At 67.6% G+C, this 17118-nt stretch carries 13 protein-coding genes; 7 read left to right on the plus strand and 6 right to left on the minus strand.

The genetic code is table 11. The annotated features are described in order from the left end of the window. Positions 1 to 84: 84 nt before the first annotated feature. Complete coding sequence (locus ASC91_RS21590; RefSeq protein WP_056201763.1) at positions 85 to 543, plus strand: DUF4440 domain-containing protein; 459 nt, start codon at positions 85 to 87, stop codon at positions 541 to 543. A gap of 1 nt (position 544) precedes the next feature. On the opposite strand, the gene ASC91_RS21595 is transcribed toward ASC91_RS21590, so the two are convergent. The 6 genes from ASC91_RS21595 to ASC91_RS21620 all read right to left on the minus strand — a co-directional run bounded on the left by ASC91_RS21595 (position 545) and on the right by ASC91_RS21620 (position 8943). Continuing rightward, positions 545 to 1327 (minus strand): glutaminyl-peptide cyclotransferase, encoded by a 783-nt coding sequence (locus tag ASC91_RS21595; protein ID WP_056201766.1) that lies wholly within the window; start codon positions 1325 to 1327, stop codon positions 545 to 547. 4 nt (positions 1328 to 1331) lie between these two features. Continuing rightward, the gene (locus ASC91_RS21600; protein WP_056201769.1) at positions 1332 to 1673 is read right to left on the minus strand and encodes a low molecular weight protein tyrosine phosphatase family protein; all 342 of its coding nucleotides are present in this window, start codon (positions 1671 to 1673) and stop codon (positions 1332 to 1334) included. Beyond that, positions 1670 to 3055 (minus strand): TolC family protein, encoded by a 1386-nt coding sequence (locus ASC91_RS21605; protein WP_056201772.1) that lies wholly within the window; start codon positions 3053 to 3055, stop codon positions 1670 to 1672. Before ASC91_RS21605 ends, ASC91_RS21600 begins: the two co-directional genes overlap by 4 nt. Positions 3056 to 3060: 5 nt before the next feature. Further along, a complete protein-coding gene (locus ASC91_RS21610; RefSeq protein ID WP_056201775.1) occupies positions 3061 to 5076 on the minus strand; it encodes an ATP-binding cassette domain-containing protein in 2016 nt (671 codons plus the stop codon). 627 nt (positions 5077 to 5703) lie between these two features. After that, positions 5704 to 6855: an efflux RND transporter periplasmic adaptor subunit gene (locus ASC91_RS21615; RefSeq protein WP_056201779.1), complete on the minus strand. Its 1152-nt coding sequence runs from the start codon at positions 6853 to 6855 to the stop codon at positions 5704 to 5706. A 177-nt stretch (positions 6856 to 7032) separates the two neighbouring features. Continuing rightward, positions 7033 to 8943: a glucokinase gene (locus ASC91_RS21620; RefSeq protein ID WP_056201782.1), complete on the minus strand. Its 1911-nt coding sequence runs from the start codon at positions 8941 to 8943 to the stop codon at positions 7033 to 7035. A gap of 349 nt (positions 8944 to 9292) precedes the next feature. Here ASC91_RS21620 and glk point away from each other — a divergent pair, with 349 nt between their 5' ends. From glk to ASC91_RS21650, 6 genes are all read left to right on the plus strand, one after another. After that, positions 9293 to 10285 carry a glucokinase gene (glk, locus tag ASC91_RS21625; RefSeq protein WP_056201784.1) on the plus strand — a complete coding sequence of 331 codons (993 nt, stop codon included), beginning with the start codon at positions 9293 to 9295 and terminating at the stop codon, positions 10283 to 10285. 455 nt (positions 10286 to 10740) lie between these two features. Then, positions 10741 to 13530, plus strand: a complete 2790-nt coding sequence (locus ASC91_RS21630; protein WP_082532898.1) for a TonB-dependent receptor — start codon at positions 10741 to 10743, stop codon at positions 13528 to 13530. Between the two features lie 221 nt (positions 13531 to 13751). Then, the gene (locus ASC91_RS21635) at positions 13752 to 15044 is read left to right on the plus strand and encodes an alpha-amylase family glycosyl hydrolase (protein ID WP_056201789.1); all 1293 of its coding nucleotides are present in this window, start codon (positions 13752 to 13754) and stop codon (positions 15042 to 15044) included. Then, the gene (locus tag ASC91_RS21640) at positions 15041 to 15787 is read left to right on the plus strand and encodes a sugar nucleotide-binding protein (RefSeq protein WP_056201792.1); all 747 of its coding nucleotides are present in this window, start codon (positions 15041 to 15043) and stop codon (positions 15785 to 15787) included. The genes ASC91_RS21635 and ASC91_RS21640 overlap by 4 nt, the downstream gene beginning before the upstream one ends. A gap of 73 nt (positions 15788 to 15860) precedes the next feature. Further along, the gene (locus tag ASC91_RS29870; RefSeq protein ID WP_162247840.1) at positions 15861 to 16163 is read left to right on the plus strand and encodes a Rid family hydrolase; all 303 of its coding nucleotides are present in this window, start codon (positions 15861 to 15863) and stop codon (positions 16161 to 16163) included. 31 nt (positions 16164 to 16194) lie between these two features. Then, complete coding sequence (locus ASC91_RS21650) at positions 16195 to 17034, plus strand: PA4780 family RIO1-like protein kinase (RefSeq protein WP_056201797.1); 840 nt, start codon at positions 16195 to 16197, stop codon at positions 17032 to 17034. The last annotated feature ends 84 nt before the right edge of the window (positions 17035 to 17118 follow it).

Consider the following 17118-nt stretch of genomic DNA (forward strand, 5'->3'; position numbering starts at 1 on the left):
GCAAGACCGCAAACGCGCTGGGTGACTTGAGGCAGGGCGTGGCCCGCGAGGCATGCTCGTGGCTTCCAGCAAACGGAGAAGCCGATGACCACCCGCCGCCATGCCCTGCTTGCCGCCGCCACGCTGCCCGCCGCTGCTTCGGCCGCGTCGGAACCGGGCTGGCCGTCAGCCGACGAAATCGCCAGGCGGGTCGAAGAGGCTCGCGCCGCCGAGACCGCCTTTGCCGCGGCCTTCGCAGCACGTGACGTGGCGGGGTTCCGGCGCATGCTGGCGCCCGACACCATCTGGATGGGCAAGGCGCCGCTGCACGGTCCCGACGCAGTCATGACGGCCTGGAACGGCCTGCTGACTTCGCCCAAGCCGCCCTTCAGCTGGTCACCCGACCTGGTGCTGGTGCTGCCGAGCGGCGATCTGGCCCGCACGACGGGCCCGGTGCTGGACCCCGATGGCAAGGTGACGGCGCGCTTCCAGTCGGTGTGGCGCCGCAAGCCGGCTGGCGGCTGGGAGATCGTCTTTGACTTCGGGACCGAAGTCTGCCGTTGAACTATTTCCTGGTCAGCTGGATCTCGAACAACTTGGGCCACAGCTTGCCGGTCACGAACAACCGCTTGGTCTTGGCGTCATAGGCAATGCCGTTGAGCACCGCATCCGGGCTGCTGCGCAGGTTGTCGGGCAGCAGGCCGTTCAGGTCAATCCAGCCGGTCACGCGGCCTGTCTTGGGGTCGATGCGGGCGATGCGGTCGGTCTGCCAGATGTTGGCCAACACCTCGCCGTCCACCCATTCCAGTTCGTTGAGCTGATCGACGGGCTTGCCGTCGGCCGTCACGCGCACGCGGCGCAGTTCCTTGAAGGTCAGCGGGTCGAGGAAGCGCAGCTCGGGGCTGCCGTCGCTCATGACCAGCTCCTTGTCGTTGTGCGTCAGCCCCCAGCCCTCGCCGGGGTAGGAGAACTTGCGCCAGAGCTTGAAGGTCTTGAGGTCGAGCACATAGGCGGTCTGCTCCGTCCACGTGATGCCGATGAGGCGGTCACCCCATTGCGAAATGCCTTCGCCGAAGACTTCCGGCGGCAAGTCCACCTGCTGGACCACCTTGCCGGTCTCGATCTCGACCTTGCGGATGCTGGAGCGCCCACGCAGGCCGGTGCCTTCGAACAGGAAGCCGTCGTGGAAGAACAGGCCCTGGGTGAAGGCCTGGGCGTCGTGCGGGTAGCTCTTGACGACCTTGAAACCCTGCACGGGCGTGGCGGCGATGACTGGCGCCGTCAGTGCCGCGGCGATCAGCGCGAGGGCAGCGCGCCGCTGCAGAAAAGAGGAGAAGGTAGAACGCATGCCGTCAGCCTAGCCGAAGCAGCGGGGGCACAGCTGTCTGCAAGAGTTCGACGAGCTCAGCGTCCATGAAGCGGTAGTCGTCCGGGATGTCCAGCACATGCAGTTCCTTGCCCGCCAGCGATGCGGCGTGGCCCTGCATGAGGCGCGACCGGTGCTTGCTTTCCATGACGAGGATGACGTCGGCCCACTCGAGGTCGGCAGCGCTGACCTGCTTGCGCGCGCTGGCGCTGGTGCCGGCCGAGCGCACGTGCAGGGCCGGGTGGCGGCGGAACACCTGCTCGGCCGTCGGGCTGCGCCACTGGTTGCGGCTGCAGATGAAGAGGACCTTGAGCCTGTCTGGGCTCATGCGCCGCCAAGGGACTTGAACAGGGCCGCCTGCCTGACCCATTGCTGCAGCCGCAGGCGGATGCGGCCCTGCTCGGCGTCGAGCACGGCGCTGCGCGTCTGCAGCCAGTCGGCGCGGGCCACGGCGCCCACCTCGTAGCGCAGCGCGGCCAGGCGCTCGTTCTCGGTCGCCTCGCGCAGCCGGCCTTCGTTGGCGGCAAGCTGCTGGGCCACGCGCTCGGCCTCGATGCGCTGGGTCTCGATGTCGGCCAGCGCGCGTTGCAGCGTGTCGCGCAGGGTCAGCGCGGCCGCGTCGAGTTCGGTGCGGGCGCCGTCGCGCTGCAGGGCCAGGCGCTGCCAGTCGATCATCGGCACGATGAGGTTGGTGCCGAGAGACGCCAGTGGCTGCGACAACCAGTCTCGTGCATGGCTGCCGCCAGTGCTCAGGCCCGCGGAGAAGGACAGGCGCGGGTAGCGGTCGGCCTCGCTGACGCGCAGCCGCGCCAGGGACGCATCCACACCGAAGCGGGCCTTCTGCACATCGGGGCGGCGCGCGAGCACCTCGGCGGGCTCGGCCAGGCGCCAGCGTGGCGGCTCTCCAGCCGGCAGCGCCGCCTCGGGCGAAGGGCCGGGCAGGGGCTCGTCGAGCAGCAACGCGAGGATCTGGCGCTGCAGTTGCGCGTCGGCGGCGAGGTCGGCCAGGCGCGACTCGGCGGCCTGCAGGTTGACGGCGATCTTGTCGACCTCAATCGGCAGCAGCTTGCCTTCACGAACGCGGGATCGCGTCAGCTCCAGCGTCTCGCGGGTCAGCGCGAGCTGGGTCTCGGCCAGCGGCTTTTGTGCGCGGATGGCGGCGAGCGTCCAGTAGGCCTCGGCCACCTGGCTGCGGATGGACAGGCGGGCGGCGTCGATGTCGGTGCGGGTGGCCTCGGCATTGGCGCGCTGGGCGGCCGTACTCTGGGCCAGGCGGTCCCATAGGTCGAGTTCGTAGCCGACGCCGACGGAGGCGCCATAGCTGCGGCTCCAGCCGGTCGAGGTCGTTACGGGAATCGTCACGCCGCCGACCTCGACATTGCGCGTGCTGCTCTGGGTCTCGATCGGGCGGCTGGCATTGGCCGACAGGCTGGCGCTGGGCGCCCAACGCAGCGCGCTCTGCTCGGCCAGCAACTGCGCCTGCTTCCAGCTCAGCGCGGCGCGGGCGATGTCGCGGTTGGCCTCCAGTGCGCGGGCCTGCAGCGCGGCGAGCTGGGGGTCCAGCAGGCCGGCCCAGTCGGGCGCCGCGTCGCCGCTGCCCAGGCTCCAGGCCGTGGGCACCGGTACGTCAGGTGCCTTGGCCGCGGGGCCGACGGCGCAGCCGGCCAGCAGCAGCGCAGCCAGGGCGATCGAGGTCAGTCTTGTTTTCATCTTTTCTACTCCCGTGCCAGCGCGTCGACCGGGCTGAGAGCCGCCGCACGGCGCGCGGGCAGCGTGCCAAACACCAGGCCTACGCCGCTGGACACCGCAAAGGCCACGCCGAGTGCCGCCCAGCTGATGACCACATGCAGATGCTGCTGGGCCGCGTTGACGGCCTGGGCCGCCAGCCAGCTCAGGCAGACACCCACAAGGCCGCCCAGGATGCACAGCACGACGGCCTCGATGAGGAACTGCAGCCGCACATCGCCCTGGCGCGCGCCAACGGCCATGCGGATGCCGATCTCGCGGGTGCGCTCGGACACTGACACCAGCATGATGTTCATGACGCCCACGCCGCCCACCAGCAGCGAGATGGCCGCGACGCCAGCGAACAGCGCCGCCATCGCGCTGGTCACGCTCTGGAACTTGCGGAACTCCTCTTCGCCGTTCCAGGTGCCGAAGTCCTCGCGGCCGTGCAGGGCCTTGAGGCGGTGGATGATCTGCTCGCGCACCTGCTGCGGCGGCACGGTCAGGTCCAGCAGCACGTCGAAGTTGTCGACGTCGGCGCGCGCGTCCAGCTTGCGCGAGAAGGTGGTGTGCGGGATGTAGAGCTGGCCCAGCCAGCTGCCAAAGCTGAAGGCGCCGCCCTCGGGTGCGACGACGCCGACGACCGTGAAGGGCAGGGCGGCGGTGGGCGGTGGCGGCGCACCCGGTTGCTGGGCGGCCTGGGCGTCAGGCGCCATGCCGGGGTTGACGAAGACGAGCTGGCCCAGTGGCGACTCGCCTTTCTTGAACAGCGCGTCGCGCGATTTTTCGTCGAGCACGATGACCTGGCTGCGGGTCTCGTAATCCATCGCGCTGAGATAGCGGCCCTGCACGAGCTTGAGCTTGCGCGCCTTCAACGTGGCCGTGTCGCCACCGATGGCCTCCAGCATCGCGTCACGCGACTGGTGTCGCGCGGTCAGCTGCATCTGGCGGTTCAGCGTGATGCTCTTGACGCCATTGAGCGCGCGTAGCGAGTCGATCTCGTGCGGCCGGAAGGGTTGGGGCACGGCGCCCGGCGGCAGGGCGGGGTTGCCGCGCCAGACGGGGATGCGTCCCGAGATCAGGCTGCTGAGGTCCGTCTCGATGGAGTCACGGGCGGCGGTGGTCAGCGCGACGATGCTGACGACGGAGGCGATGCCGATGCTGATGCCCAGCATGGACAGGGCCGTGCGCAGCCGGTTGCCCTTGAGCGCCAGCAGGGCCGTCGCGACGGCCTCGCGCCATTGCACCTGGAGGCGGCGCAGGCGGCCGCCTTCCTTCACGGGCGGCGCATCGCTGGGCAGTTCGGTGGGTGCGATGTGGCCGGCCGGCGTGCCGTTGTCGGCGACGACCTTGCCGTCCTTCAGCTCGATGACGCGCCGCGCATGAGCCGCCACGGCGGCGTCGTGGGTGACGAGGATGATGGTGTGGCCGCGCTGGTTCAGCTCTTCGAGCAGGCGCAGCATCTCGGCGCCGGAGGCCGAGTCCAGCGCGCCGGTGGGTTCGTCGGCCAGGATGATCTGGCCGCCATTCATCAGCGCCCGGGCGATGGACACGCGCTGCTGCTGGCCGCCCGAGAGTTCATTGGGCCGGTGGTGCAGGCGGTCGCCCAGGCCCAGCCGCTCCAGCAGCGCCCGAGCCCGCCCGCCGCGCGCGCCGGTGCCGACGCCCGCATAGACGGCGGGCAGGGCGGCGTTGGCGCGCGCGTCCAGGTGGGGCAGCAGGTGGTAGCGCTGGAAAATGAACCCGAAGCGTTCGCGGCGCAGGGCGGCGAGCTCGTCAGGGCCGAGGGTGCTGGCGTCCTTGCCGTCGATGACGAAGCTGCCGCTGGTGGGGTTGTCCAGGCAGCCCAGCACATTCATCAGCGTGCTCTTGCCCGAGCCCGACTGGCCCATGATGGCGACGAACTCGCCAGCCTCGATGTTGAGGCTGACGCCGTCGAGGGCGGGGACGTCGATTTCGCCGAGTTGATAGTGGCGGGCGACGTCTTTGAGTTCGATCAGAGGCATTGCGGGGCCTCCGGCTGCGGTGTGTTCTTGGCTAGGCCCATGCCGGGACGTCGCCCCGGCGGGCGACCTTCTTTTTGAGCGACCAAAAAGAAGGCAAAAAGTCGCCCCCGAACCGCCCGGCCCTTAGCTTCGCAGCGGGCTGCCCTGCGGTACTCAGGCCTCGAGGCACCGCGCAAAACTCCCGCCGCTACGCTCTGGTCAAACAGTTGCGCGGAGTCAGAGCTTGAAGCTCGCTGCGCTCGCAGCCTCAAGGCCCTGCGTTCCTCGGCGGGCTCAGAGGGGGGGTGATGAACAGCCGCTGCCAGCCGGCTTTCGGGCTTGGCTGTTGGCTGTTGCGGCTGTTCTGGGGCCTCCCCTTCTAAACCGCCGAGAAGCGCAGAAGCCCAGGGCGCGAGCACAGCGAGCTTCAAGCTCTGACTTCGCGCCCCTTTGTTTGAACGGAGCGTAGCGAAGTGAGTTGGGCGCGGCCCTGGGATTCGAGCATCGCAGGGAACCCGAAGGGCGGTTTTGCAGGGGAGAGCTTTTTGCCTACTTTTTGGCGGCGCAAAAAGTAGGTCGCCCGCCGGGGCGAACTCCCGGCTGGGCGTAGGCGGCAACCCGCCTCCCGTCGAAGCGAAGCGAGCCATGTCAGTTGCTCGCAGCGCTGGCACCCGAAGCCGCCGCATCCGCCGCACTCGGCGGCGCCAGCAGCACCTTCTCGCCGGCCTTCAGGCCATCCAGCACCTGCACCTTGGCGCCGTCCTGCAGGCCGACCTTGACCTGCCGCGGCGTCTGCTTGTTCGCCGCGTCCAGCACCTGCACCGTGAAGCGGCCGTCCTTGCCGCGCTCGCCCAGGGCGACGATGGGCATGGCCAGCACCTGCTTGGCGGAGCCGGTCTCGATGTCGACCTGCACCGTCATGTCGCTGAACAGCGCCCGCTCGCGGTTGTCCACCTCGAACAGCACGTTGTAGAACACCGCATTGCCCGCGCGCTCCGGCACGGGCTGGATGACGCGCACCTTGCCCTCGTAGCGCTTGCCTTCGCCAGACAGCGTGGTGAAGCGCGCCGTCTGGCCGACCTTGATGGCCTGGATGTCGGCCTCGGGCACCTTGGTGCGCACGGTGATGGTGTCCAGATCGGCCAGCGTCAGGATGACGGGCGTGATCTGCACCGAGATCAGCGTCTGGCCCACCTGCACGGGCAGGTTGACGACGGTGCCGTTCATGGGCGCGGTGATGCGCGTGTAGGAGAGGCTGACCTTCTTCTTGTCCAGCTCGGCCTGCAGGCGCGTGAGGTTGGCGGCCTGGCCACGCAGGTCGGCTTCGATCTTGGCGATGTCGATCTCGGCCTTCTCGGCTTCGTTGCCCGAAGTGGCCTGGCCGGCCAGCAGGCGCTGCTGGCGCTTGAGTTCGCGGCGGGCGGCTTCGGCGTCGACGCGGCGGCTGTCGATGGACGCGCTGGCCTGGGCCACCGCGGCTTCGGCTTGCGCCACGTCGCTGCGCGCCAGCTCGGGGTCGAGGCTGACGAGCAGGTCGCCCTTCTTGACTTGATGGCCCAACTCGATGTGGATGGTCTGGACCTGGCCGCTGACCTGGGCGCCGACGTCGACGCGCGTCTTGGCCTGCAGCACGCCGGCGGCCTGCACGGTCTGGGTCACGTCAGCCAGGGCGACGACGCCGCTGGGCGGCGGTGGCGGCGGCGGCGGCGTGCGGGTGAACCACCAGGTGGCCCCGCCAGCGGCGAGCACGGCGATGACGATCAGGCGCACGCGCCAGCGTTTCAGAAAAGAAGCTTTCATGTCCCTCCCAGGACGATGGGGTCTTATTCGCCCCTTCCGGCCGGCGTTGGCGTGATGGGTCGGCTAGCGTAGCAGTTGAACGGAGCCTGCCGGCCCCACTTCACACATCGTCGTGAGTGAAGCGCCGCTTGGCAAAAGTCATGTGGGGTCAAGGCTTGCGCACTTCAAGCCTGCGCATCAGCGACTGTGCGACGTGAGCCGCGCCAGCGGCGACGCCATGCTGACGCCGGGGGCCGCCGTGCTGGCTCCGCGCCCCGGTTTGCCCTCGTCGTCCTCGCCGCCGACGGTCAGCGCGGCAATGCTGTCGGGGCTGCGGCGCATGGCCACGCCCACGGCCAGGATGTCGATGACCAGCAGGTGCAGGATGCGGCTGACCATGGGCAGGTGGGTGGCGATGTCCTCGATGTGGTCGACGATCAGCGTTGCATCTGCCTTCTTGGCCAGCGGGCTCTGGCTGGCCGTGATGGCCACGACCTTGGCGCCGCGTTCCTGCGCCTTCTCGACGACGGACAGCAGCTCGGGCAGGCGGCCGCCGCTGCTGATGACGACGGCCACGTCGCCCTCGCGCAGCACATCGGCGGCCAGCAGCTGCAGGCGCGGGTCGGTGTAGGCGCCGCAGGGCATGCCAAAGCGCAGGAATTTGAACTGCGCGTCCTGGGCGACGACGCCGTAATGGCCGAGGGCGAAGAACTCGATGCGGTGAGCCGACAGCAGCATGTCGATGGCGCGGTCGATGGTGTCGCGGTTCAGATGGCTGCGCACCTGCAGGATGGCGCTGGCGGTGTTGCCCAGCACCTTGGCGCCCAGCTCCAGCATGGAGTCGTTGGTGTTGACCTGGGTGTGCGTCACCGGCACCGTGCCCGTCAGGCCGGAAGCCAGGCGCAGCTTGAAGTCGGACAGGCCCTCGCAACCCAGCGAGCGGCAGAAGCGGATGACGGTGGGCTGGCTGACGCCGGCGGCGCGGGCGATCTCGGCGATGGGATCGTTCAGCACCGAGCGCGGCTGGGCCAGCACCAGGTCGGCCACGCGCAGTTCGGCCGGCGACAGCTCGCTGCGGGCGCGGCGGATCTGGCCGAGGATGGCCGAGCCGGGCGAGGCCTGCAGATTGCGCAGCTGGTTCTCGAGGATGGCCGAGGCGCCCTTGAAGGTGGCGTGCTCGGCGGTGATGACGAAGGTCGGGATGGCCGACACGTACTCGCGGAAGCGCCCCTTGTCCTCGAAGCGCTCGCGGAAGGGGCTGCGGTCGAAATACTCGCCCAGGCGCGGCACGATGCCGCCGCCGATATAGATGCCGCCCAGCGATCCCAGCGTCACCGCCAGGTTGGCCGCGGCCGTGCCGAGCAGGCCGCAGAAGACCTCCAGCGTCTCCAGGCACAGCTTGTCGCCTTGTTCCAGCGCGCGCTGGGTGATGGCGGGGGCGAGCAGGGGCTCGGCATCGGTGACACCGTTGCGGTCGGCCAGGGCCTTGTAGATCAGCTCCAGGCCGGGGCCGGAGATCAGGCGTTCGTAGGACACGTGATCCAAGGTCCGCCAGGCGAACTTCAGGATGTCCATCTCGCGCTCATCGCGCGGGCCGAAGTTGACGTGGCCGCCCTCAGTGCCGAGCGCAATCCAGCCTTCCCCGGCCGGGATCAGCCCCGACACGCCCAGGCCCGTACCCGCGCCCAGCAGGCCGATGACGCTGGGTCGGCGCGCCTGGCCGCCGCCGACCTGGTGCACATCCACTTCGGCCAGCCGGGGCAGGGCCATGGCCAGGGCGGTGAAGTCGTTGACGACGACGAGGGTGTCCAGGCTCAGGCGCTGGCGCATCTCGTCGATGGAGAACTGCCAGTGGTAGTTGGTCATGCGCACCCGATCGCCTTCGACCGGGTTGGCGATGGCGATGGCCGCATGCGCGATTTGCTGTGCGCCGCCGTCCTGCCAGCTCAGGCCTTGCAGATAGGCGCGCACGGCGGCGTGGAAGTCGGCGTGGTCGGCGCAGCGCAGCGAGGCCATCTGCGTGAACTCACCCGGGCCGACTTCCAGCGCGAAACGAGCATAGGTGCCGCCAATATCGGCAAGCAGGCGGGGGCTGTCGAAACGGGGCATGGGCGCTGAAGGAACCTGAGGAAAGACGGGCGATTATCAGCAGGCGCGCAGGCGACCTGCCTTGGACCCTTTCGGGGGCGATTCCTGGTGTGGAAGCTCAAACAGGTTGTAGCTTCACTACAGATCCTCGGCAATCGAGTTTCCCCAGGGCGATGGCTGGCTTGCCGGGAGTTGAAAGCGTTTTCTCATTCGAGATTTGATTCCAAGGGCGAGTATGTATTGTCGATTTGATGTAGTTTTGCTACCGTCCGCCGCGACCGTACTACACCCTTTTCAGCCCTGTGTTTGCCACTGTCCGACTCCTGAATATCCGCTGCCTTGCGCCCCTCCTTGTTTCGGGAGTTCCTGTATGAGTGCCGCCTACCCTTGGTTGGTGGCCGACGTCGGCGGCACCAATGCGCGTTTCGGCACCGTTGCCGGCCCCGGCGCCGCAGTGGAAGACGTGCGGGTGCTGTCGGTGGCGGGCCATGCGGGCCCGGCGGCCGCAGTGCGCGCATATCTGCAGGGGCAGCCAGCCGGCAAGGCCAAGCCGCAAAGTGCGGCCTTTGCGCTCGCGACGGCGCTGGACGGCGATCACATCGAGCTGACCAACGGTGCCTGGAGCTTCTCGCGCGCCGGCACGCAGGCCGAACTGGGCCTGAAGACGCTGCTCTGCCTGAATGATTTCGAGGCCCAGGCGCTGTCGCTGCCGCGGCTGCGGGCCGACCAGCTGCGTGCCTGGGGTGCGCCCCCGCCGGCGACCGGTGATGTGGCTGTGGGCACGGTCATGGCTGTCATCGGCCCGGGCACGGGCCTGGGCGTGGGCGGCGTCGTGCGCGCACCCGGGCGCTGGCTGGCGCTGCCGGGTGAGGGTGGGCACGCGACGCTGGCGCCGGCGGACGATTTTGAGAGCGCCGTGCTGAGCCAGGCGCGCCGCGAGTTCCCGCATGTGTCGGCCGAGCGCTTCCTGTCGGGCATCGGGCTGCCGGTGCTGTGCCGCGCCGTCGCGGCCGCGCTCGGCGAGGGCGAAGACGTCAGCTCGCTGCCGACCGAGCAGATCGTCGCCCGGGGCCTGGCCGGTGAATCGACTGCTTGCGTGCGCACGCTGGATCTCTTCTGCGCCATGCTGGGTGGTTTCGCCGGCAGCGTCGCGCTGACGCTGGGTTCGCGCGGCGGCGTCTTCATCGGCGGCGGCATCGTGCCGCGCCTGGGCGAGCGCTTCTTCCAATCGGAGTTCCGCGCCCGTTTCGAGGCCAAGGGGCGCTTCCAGCCCTTCCTGGCGGGCATCCCCACGGCCCTCATCACCGACACGCTGGCCGCATTGTCCGGCGCCGCCCTGGCGCTGGAGCAGGCCGACGCCTGACACGGCGCGCGCGGTCTGCGCGCGCCGTCTTCTCACACGCGATCTTTGGCACCACGCCGCCGCCGCGCGGCCGGTGTGGCTTCGCCTTGCGTGCTCTCGCCTTGCATGACCGCCCTTGCGCCTTGCGTCGCCCGGACGCGATTGGTCACGCCGGCAGACCTGTTGTTAACCCCTAAGTTGATGCTGTAGTTGCGCTACAAGTTTTGACTTCTTGCGTAGTTGTTCGCCCTGATGTTTCGCCGGCAGTGTCAATTCCATGCTGGTTTACCCGCGGTTTTTGACTGAAATCGGGTCGTTTCTTCGCAACGTCTAGGGTTTACGCAGATGCTGGAAAAAATCTAGTTTTGATACAAACCTGCTCGAGACGTTGGGTTCTCGCCCACGAGACGCGCGCCGGTGGCCCCGGAGGCGGACTTCGGGCCAAGCCGTTTTCCAATGAACTAGAGGAGACATTCATGACCATGAGCCAAGACAAGTGCGGGTCGGGCACCGCGGCGTCGTTCCGCATCAGTCCGATTGCCATCGGCTGCACATTGCTGATCGCCGCCGCAGGCGCACAAGCGCAGACCCAGCAACTCGAAACGGTGACCGTCACCGGCATCCGCAGAGGCATCGAGGCATCGATCTCGGTCAAGAAGAACGCCGACAACATCGTTGAGTCGGTCTCGGCCGAAGACATCGGCAAGCTGCCCGACATCAGCATCGCCGAGTCCATCGGCCGCCTGCCGGGCCTTTCCGCCCAGCGCGTGGCGGGTCGCGCCCAGGTCATCAGCGTGCGCGGCCTGTCGCCCGATTTCGCCACCTCGCTGCTCAACGGCCGTGAGCTGGTGAGCACCGGCGACAACCGCTCGGTCGAGTTCGATCAATACCCCTCCGAGCTGCTGGCCGGCGTGAGCGTCTACAAGACGCCGGACGGCGGCCTGGTCGGCCAGGGCCTGTCCGGCACCATCGACATGCAGACCGTGCGCCCGTTGAACTTCGGCAGCCGCGTGATGGCCGTCAACGTGCGCGGTCAGAGGAATTCGCTGGGCGGTGCCGCCGGTTCCAAGGGCACGGGCAACCGCGTCAGTGCCAGCTACATCGACCAGTTCGCCGACCGCACCGTCGGTCTGGTGCTGGGCTATGCCCACCAGGAAACCCCGATCCAGGAAGAGCAGGTCGGCCTGTACGAGCCCTGGCAGTCGCTGGGCGCCGGCTGGCGTCCGGGCGTGGCGGCAGGTACGTTCTATTCCGATGGCATCAAGGCCCTGCGCCGCACCGGGGTGAACAAGCGCGACGCCTTCATGGCGACCGCCGAGTTCCGCCCGAACAAGGACTTCACCAGCGTGGTGGACTACTACCACACCAGGGCCACGCAGGAGGACACCGCGAACCAGTTTGAAGTCAATCTCGGCGGCTACAACGGCGGTTACAACCCGGGCCTGAACATCGCTTCCCCGGTGGTGAACGGCAACAACACCTTCGTCGGCGGCAGCGCCAGCGGCCTGTACCCGCTGGTGCGTGGCATGTACAACGACCGCAGGGACACCATCGATGCCTTCGGCTGGAACAACAAGCTCAAGCTGGCCGGCGGTGGCACGCTGACGGCGGATGTGAGCTACTCCAAGGCTGACCGCAAGGAAACCAATCTCGAGAACAACACGCAGTTGCTGCCCACCGGCGCAACCGCACCGCTGGACACCCTGAAGCTGAATTTCGCCACGTCCAGTTTCCCGACGCTGACCCCCACGCTGAACTACTCCGACCCGACCAAGCTGTTCCTGCGCGGCACGATCTACGGCTCGGGCTACGGCAAGCGTCCCAGCGTCGAGGACGAGCTCAAGTCGTTCAAGCTGGCTGGCAACTTCCCGCTGCCGGATTCGATCAAGGGCTTCTTCCAGGACGTGGACCTGGGTGTCAACTACGCCGACCGCTCCAAGAAGAAGCGCCAGCCCGAGGGCAACATCAACGTCGGCTCGCAGGGTGACACCGCCATTGCCAGCGACCTGCAGTACGCCCCCGTGGACCTGAGCTTTGCGGGCCTGGGCAGCATCCCGGCCTGGAACGTGCCGGGCGCCGTGTCGCGCTACATGACTTTCAACCCCAGCGAGACCAGCGCAGCCTATCTGATCCCCAAGGCCTGGAACGTGTACGAAAAGGCCACCACCGGCTTCATCAAGGGCAACATCGACACCGAGTTGGGCGGCATCCCCATGCGCGGCAACGTGGGCCTGCAAGTCATCCGCGTGGATCAGTCGTCCACGTCGAACTATTGGGACAGCAACGCGCCCGCCGGCAGCAATGTCAAGACCAACAGCGACGGCAAGGTGCGCACCGACGTGCTGCCAAGCATGAACCTGGCTTTCTCGCTGGCCGATGACCAGACCCTGCGCGTGGCCCTGGCCCGCCAGATGGCCCGCCCGCGCGTGGACCAGCTCCGCTCGGGCATCGAGTTCGGCGTCGACAACTCGACCGGCAAGCCCGGCGCCAGCGGCGGCAACCCCAAGGCCGATCCGTGGATCGCCAATGCCTTCGACGTGTCCTATGAGAAGTACTTCGGCACCAAGGCCTATATCGCCGCGGCGGGCTTCTACAAGGACTTGAAGAGCTACATCTACACCCAGAAACAGGACGGCTACGACTTCACGGACTTCGTCAAAAGCTACACGCCGCCGAACACGTGCACGACGCCTGCCGGCCCCAATCAGCCTTGTCCCGCCGCGCTGCCCACGGGTACGTTCACGGCGCCGTTCAACGGCAAGGGCGGGAAGTTGTCTGGTGTCGAGCTCTCGGCCTCGCTGCCGCTGAGCCTCGTCTCCGACACCTTCAAGGGCTTTGGCATCCAGGCCAGCGCCAGCTTCACCCACAGCAGCATCAAGATCCAGGATCCGGAGAGTGCGAGCAGCGTGGGTGGCGGCGACATCGCGCTGCCCGGCCTGTCCAAGCGGGTCTACAACCTGACGGCCTACTACGAGGCCAATGGGTTCGAGGCCCGCGTGAGCCAGCGCCGCCGCTCGGACTTCATTGGTGAAATCGGCAACTTCAACGGCTCACGTACCCTGCGCTACGTTGTTGGCGAGAAGATCACCGACCTCCAACTGGGCTACTCCTTCAACGAGGGCGCCTTCAAGGGTCTGGGGCTGCTGTTCCAGGTCAACAACCTGACCAACGAGGCTTACCAAACCTACGCCGGCACCAAGGATCGCCCGTTGGAGTACATCCGCTGGGGGCGCACCTTCCTGCTGGGGGCGAACTACAAGTTCTGATGCTTCGGTGTTGAATGAGGCCCGGCCGTGCGCCGGGCTTTTTCGTTTGGGGGCCCTCATCGGCCCGGTCGGGAGACGGGCGATGATTCAGGGGACACATGACGCACAAGCTGGAGAGAAGCTCGACCTCTGTCGCACGCATGGACGCATCTACCGTTTCAGCGGCGCCACCGCTTGCCACTTGCCCGCGATCACGCAGCACGTCCCTCATCGAGACCGCCATGCCCAACCGCCGCACCGTACTGACCGCCGCCACCTCACTCGCCCTGCCCGCCATGAGTGCCTCTGCCGCCGCTTCCGTCGAGATGCCCCATCTGCCCTGGACCCGCCAGGCCGTCATCTACCAGATCAACGTTCGCCAGTTCTCGCCCGAAGGCACGTTCAAGGCCGTGCAGTCGGACCTGCAGCGGCTGAAAAGGCTGGGCGTGGACATCCTGTGGCTGATGCCCATCCAGCCCATCGGCAAGCTCAACCGCAAGGGGACGCTGGGCAGCTACTACTCGATCAGCGACTACACGGCCGTGAACCCCGAGTTCGGCACGCTGGCCGATGCCAAGGCGCTGGTCGCTGCGGCGCACAAGCTGGGGTTCAAGGTCATCCTCGACTGGGTGGCCAACCACACGGCCTGGGAACACCCCTGGGCTACGGCACACAAGGATTGGTACAAGCTCAACGGCAAGGGTGAGATCCACGCCGTCACTTTCAACGAAGGCCAGCCGGGCGAGGAGCACTGGGACGATGTCGTCGCGCTGAACTACAAGAGCCCGGGCTTGCGCGCCGCAATGATCGACGCGATGAAGTTCTGGGTGCGAGAAACCGGCATCGATGGCTTCCGCTGCGATGTGGCCAGCCTGGTGCCGACCGACTTCTGGGTGCGTGTGCGCAAGGAGCTGGACGCGGTCAAGCCGATGTTCATGCTGGCCGAGTCCGACGCCATCGACCTGCACACCAGCGGCGCCTTCGACATGACCTATTCCTGGGACCTGGCCGACCAGGTGTTCAAGAGGATCGGCAAGGGCGAGGCGGGCGCCCCACTGTTGAAGGAGTGGCTGGCCAAGCAACCGGCGGGCTTTCCCGCCCATGCCTACCGCATGCGCTTCACGAGCAATCACGACTTCAACTCCTGGCACGGCACCGACGCCGATCTCTACGGCGACGCCTACCCCGCACTGGCGGTACTGACGTTCACGCTGCCCGGCATGCCGCTGGTCTACAACGGCCAGGAGTCGCGGTTGACCAAGAAGCTGGAGTTCTTCGAGAAGGACGCCATCGACTGGAAGACCTATGAGCTGAGCGACTTCTACGCCAGCCTCGCTGCGCTCAAGCACCAACATCCGGCGCTGGCCGCCGGCCAGTACGGCGCGCCGGTGAAGCTGCTGGACAGCCCGCCCGACATCGTCGCCTTCGAGCGCCGCCTGGACCAGGACCTGGTACGCGTGGCTGTCAACCTGTCGAAGATGGAACAGCTCTGGCAGGGCCACAAGCTGCGCCCATGGGGGTGGCAGTTGTCATGAGAATCCTCATCACTGGCCTGAACGGCACGTTGGCGCCACGCTTGGCCGAGGCGGCCCGCGCAGCCGGGCATCAGGTCATCGGCTGGGACCGCACCGCGGTGAACCTCGACGATGAGAAGCTGTCAGCCGCCTGGCTTTCCGCGCAGTCGGTGGACGCGATCGCCCACCTGGGCATGGCTTCGGCGCGCTTCGCGGGCTGGCTGGCGTCGCGCTGTCCGAACTTCCTGTTTACCAGCACGGTCATGGTCTTCGACCACGAGCCCGACGGCCCGCATGACGTGGCCGACGCGCGCAACGCCAAGGACGAATACGGCCGCTACAAGGCCGAGTGCGAAGACGCGGTGTTGCTGGCCAACGAGAGGCCCGTCATCGCCCGCATCGGCTGGCAGATCGACGCGACCCGGCCTGGCAACAACATGCTGACGACGCTGGACGAATGGCAAAAGCGCGATGGCCATGTGGCCGCAAGCCGAGCATGGACGCCGGCCTGCTCGTTCATGACCGACACGGCCGCCGCGCTGCTGGCGTTGATCGAACGGCCGCTGCCCGGTGTGCACCACCTGGACAGCAATTCCGAGGAGGGCTGGCGCTTTGATGAGGTGGCGCGCGCACTCGCGATCGAGTTCGGCCGCGACTGGCAAGTCCAGGCGGACGAGGGCTACCGGCATGACCAGCGCCTCATCGGCGGCGTCAGCCGCTTGCCACCGCTGTCGGCACGCCTGCCTGGGCTCACCCGTGATTGAGCGCTGGCCCATCAACGGCAAGGGCCGCAGCCGTACGGTGGCGTATGGGGGGGTTGGCGGCCTGGTCTGGACGGTGGCCAACGCGACCGACTTCTCGGCCGGCTTTGAAGAACAGGTGCGTCAAAGCCTGCAGATGCTCGAAGCGCATCTGCAGGAAGCCGGCTCGGCGCGCACCCACCTGCTGTCGCTGCAGGTCATCCTCACCGACATCGCCAACCGGGATGCTTTCGACCTGCAATGGCAGGCATGGATCGGGCCGCATCCCGAACATTGGCCGCAGCGGGCCTGCTTCCAATCTGGCCTGGCGCCGGGGTTGTTGATCGAACTGGTGGTCGTCGCGGCGCCTGTTTCGGCGAGGCAGAAGCTGGGCTCCTGAGCCCAGGCCCGCCCGCGTCGACAATGACGCCATGAAACCACCCGCCCGCCTGCAGGCACTGATTGATGAAGGCCTGATCGACAGCGTCGTTAGGCAACTGAAGAGCGGCAAGGAAGCCGATGTCTACGTCGTGCGCTGCGGCGATGACACCTGTGCCGCCAAGGTCTACAAGGAGGCCAACAAGCGGGGCTTCCGCCAGGCCGTCGACTACACCGAGAACCGCAAGGTCCGCAACAGCCGGCAGGCGCGCGCGATGGCCAAGCGCACGACCTTCGGCCGCCAGCAGCAGGAGGCGGCGTGGCAGAGCGCCGAGGTCGACGCGCTCTACCGCCTGGCTGCGGCCGGCGTGCGGGTGCCGCGGCCCGACAACTTCCATGATGGCGTGCTGCTGATGGAACTGGTGGCCGATGAGTTCGGCGACGCTGCACCGCGGCTCAATGACCTGAGCTTCAGCGCGGCCGAGGCGCGCCAGCACCACGACACGCTGATCGGCGAGGTGGTGCGCATGCTCTGCGCCGGTGTCATCCATGGCGACCTGTCCGAGTTCAATGTGCTGCTGGCCGCCGATGGCCCGGTCATCATCGACCTGCCGCAGGCCGTGGACGCCGCCGGCAACAACCATGCGCCGCGCATGCTCATACGCGACGTGAACAACCTGCGCAACTTCTTCGGCCAGCACGCGCCGGCCTTGCTGGCCACGCAGTACGGCCCCGAGATCTGGTCGCTCTACGCTGCCGGTTTGCTGGTGCCCGGCATGCCGCTGACGGGCCGCTACGAGCACAAGCGCGGCGAGGTGGACCTGTCGGGCGTGTTGCGCGAGATCGAGGATGCGCGCCTGGAAGAGGCAGCGCGCGTTCTTCGCATGAGCTAGGTTTCTCCCGGCTGCAGCTACAGCTCGCGCCGCTGGCCTGCAGCACGGCGCCGTAGAACTCGCGATGCAGACGCTGGAAGATGC

Origin of the sequence: Pelomonas sp. Root1237 (genome assembly GCF_001425055.1) — a bacterium.
Classification (GTDB): domain Bacteria; phylum Pseudomonadota; class Gammaproteobacteria; order Burkholderiales; family Burkholderiaceae_C; genus Pelomonas.

Excerpts from the sequence above, each read along its gene's own strand:
- ASC91_RS21590 (WP_056201763.1), top strand. The coding sequence starts at position 85 with ATGACCACCCGCCGCCATGCCCTGCTTGCCGCCGCCACGCTGCCCGCC.
- ASC91_RS21595 (WP_056201766.1), bottom strand. The coding sequence starts at position 1,327 with ATGCGTTCTACCTTCTCCTCTTTTCTGCAGCGGCGCGCTGCCCTCGCG.
- ASC91_RS21600 (WP_056201769.1), bottom strand. The coding sequence starts at position 1,673 with ATGAGCCCAGACAGGCTCAAGGTCCTCTTCATCTGCAGCCGCAACCAG.
- ASC91_RS21605 (WP_056201772.1), bottom strand. The coding sequence starts at position 3,055 with ATGAAAACAAGACTGACCTCGATCGCCCTGGCTGCGCTGCTGCTGGCC.
- ASC91_RS21610 (WP_056201775.1), bottom strand. The coding sequence starts at position 5,076 with ATGCCTCTGATCGAACTCAAAGACGTCGCCCGCCACTATCAACTCGGC.
- ASC91_RS21615 (WP_056201779.1), bottom strand. The coding sequence starts at position 6,855 with ATGAAAGCTTCTTTTCTGAAACGCTGGCGCGTGCGCCTGATCGTCATC.
- ASC91_RS21620 (WP_056201782.1), bottom strand. The coding sequence starts at position 8,943 with ATGCCCCGTTTCGACAGCCCCCGCCTGCTTGCCGATATTGGCGGCACC.
- glk (WP_056201784.1), top strand. The coding sequence starts at position 9,293 with ATGAGTGCCGCCTACCCTTGGTTGGTGGCCGACGTCGGCGGCACCAAT.
- ASC91_RS21630 (WP_082532898.1), top strand. The coding sequence starts at position 10,741 with ATGACCATGAGCCAAGACAAGTGCGGGTCGGGCACCGCGGCGTCGTTC.
- ASC91_RS21635 (WP_056201789.1), top strand. The coding sequence starts at position 13,752 with ATGCCCAACCGCCGCACCGTACTGACCGCCGCCACCTCACTCGCCCTG.
- ASC91_RS21640 (WP_056201792.1), top strand. The coding sequence starts at position 15,041 with ATGAGAATCCTCATCACTGGCCTGAACGGCACGTTGGCGCCACGCTTG.
- ASC91_RS21650 (WP_056201797.1), top strand. The coding sequence starts at position 16,195 with ATGAAACCACCCGCCCGCCTGCAGGCACTGATTGATGAAGGCCTGATC.